We start from the raw sequence: 2395 nt of genomic DNA on the forward strand, positions 1-2395 counted from the left end.
TTTCGTCACCTGCACGCAGTCTTTCAAGGAATGAATAAGCAATCATACCGTTACGAATGCGCACTTCATGTTCATCAATTAAGTCGATGATACCTGTGACTTGCTCATCTAAAGAACGCGTAGCAATGATACCCATCGCATAAGGGATTTTTAGAGCAAAGTCAGTTTCCATTTTTTCTTGATTCGGGAAACCTACCGCAGTAAATGCTGCTGGAGCTGGCTCAGTGTGCCATTCCGCTTCAATTGCCGCTAACTTAACGCGTTGTACTTCACCTACTTTATAGCCAGATTCATCGCCTAGTACGATAACCGATAAAATCGCAGCCATACCGAAACTTGCTGCAATCGCAAATGAACGACGCGCAAATGGTAAATCACGGCCTTTAAGGATGTAGTATGAACTAATTGCAAGAACGAACATTGCACCGGCAACATAACCTGATGCAACCGTATGAACGAACTTAACTTGTGCTACAGGGTTAAATACCACTTCAGCAAAACTAGTCATTTCCATACGCATTGTTTCGTAATTGAATACTGACCCAACTGGGTTTTGCATCCAACCGTTTGCGATCAAAATCCATAGCGCTGACATGTTAGAGCCAATAGCAACTAACCAAGTGACAGCTAAATGTTGGCGCTTACTGAAACGATCCCAACCGAAGAAGAACATACCCACTAGAGTAGACTCTAAGAAGAATGCCATTAAGCCTTCAATTGCTAATGGGGCACCAAAGATATCACCCACATAATGTGAGAAATATGACCAGTTAGTACCAAACTGGAATTCCATTGCTAAACCGGTTGTCACACCGAGTGCAAAGTTAATCCCGAACAACTTACCCCAGAACTTAGTCATATCTTTATAAATTTGATTATCAGTCATCACATAAAGTGACTCCATGATCGCCAAAATAAAGGCTAAACCTAAGGTTAAAGGTACAAACAGAAAGTGATACATGGCTGTTAGCGCGAACTGCAATCGTGACAGCTCTACAACCTCTTCAATAATCATTGGCGACTCCTTACTCGGTACATCCAAATGCCATGATGATTCCCATCAATCACAACAAGTGCCATTGCAGGAAAAAATTTAAAATACTTTAAGTAGCAACATTGCCACGTTAACAACTTGTTAAACACAAGCTTTATTTCATCTCAATCTCGTGGGTAGTTTATCTTGTTAAAACACCTCGTAAATGAGACATTTATCACACTTAAGCGCAAAAAGTGACTTAACACTACAAAACTAAAACCACCAATAATGATTAATCATTAAATATCAACAACTTAAATAAAAAATCAAATACTGTAGACCTGTAATTTATATCACCGAAATTTGACTCCAATCAACATATTCAGCAATAAAAATGTGGTTTTTTACGGGTTTTGAGCATGGGCGCAAAGTACCACTTATTAGGTGTTGACCTCAACTCAAATAACTGCTAGGAATTTGTTTACATTTTTGTAAAATCAACATCTCTAAACCACCTAAAACTAATCAAAGCCCTCCTAAAGCAAAAAATAAACATTTAACATTTAAGGCTTAGATTATCTACACCTAAAAAGATATCACCCAGCATTAAATAACGTTAAAAATCAGTAAGATAAGACCCTAAAGAACAATTCAACCAATAGAAATCTTAAGTTTCGGATAAGTTATACTAATAGCTAAGATTAATTTATTTCGTTTGAGTGTTTTATAAGGAGAATATAGAATTCTCCTTGTATTCAGAGAAGGTCGATTGGACTTGAACAAAATGGACATCAAGTTGCATCCCCAACTCTACTAATTTTAATATTACTGAGTGGAGATTTAGCACATGACTAAATTATTTGAGCGTTTCATCAACAGCTACAAAAAAGTATTTGTTGAAATGTACCAAGCGTACTAAACCGTTTTATATTGTTGCTCTCGTTTGTGTCTTAGCTTTAGACACCCATTAGCAGCAATACAACGAAAGATAGAATAAGTATGCAATTGCTTGCTGACGCTATTGGACGTTACCCTTGATGTTTTGTTAGCGCAAAACAGCTCTTGCAGATCATTTGCAACATAGAGCATTGACTAGCCCTTTAGAGTTTCGATTCTAAGGGGCTTTTTAATGCCCCTTATTGATGTCTTTCTTTATCTAAAGCAGAAACTATTCAAACATACGTTTGATATTGAGCTGTTGATCAACTTTTGGCCACACCTGATTCTGATATCTGGGTTTAATCCTACATTTCCAAACTCCGTTTGGATTAAGGTCAACGTCGTGGCGCTTCGGCTACACCAGATTTAATGCGAAGAATTTAAACCTACATTTCCAAACTTCGTTTGGATTAAGGTCAACGTCGTGGCGCTTCGCCCACACCAGAGCTAAGGGGGGAAAGCGCTTGTCCCCCTTAACAA

General features: G+C 38.2%; 1 protein-coding gene. It reads right to left on the bottom strand.

Annotated features, from left to right (window positions below; all coding sequences use genetic code 11):
• On the bottom strand, positions 1 to 1015 hold a 1015-nt coding region (locus tag AN944_RS20890), incomplete at its 3' end, for a cytochrome ubiquinol oxidase subunit I (protein WP_055026572.1).
• Positions 1016 to 2395 lie beyond the last annotated feature (1380 nt).

Source organism: Shewanella sp. P1-14-1 (assembly GCF_001401775.1).
GTDB classification, from domain to species: domain Bacteria; phylum Pseudomonadota; class Gammaproteobacteria; order Enterobacterales; family Shewanellaceae; genus Shewanella; species Shewanella japonica.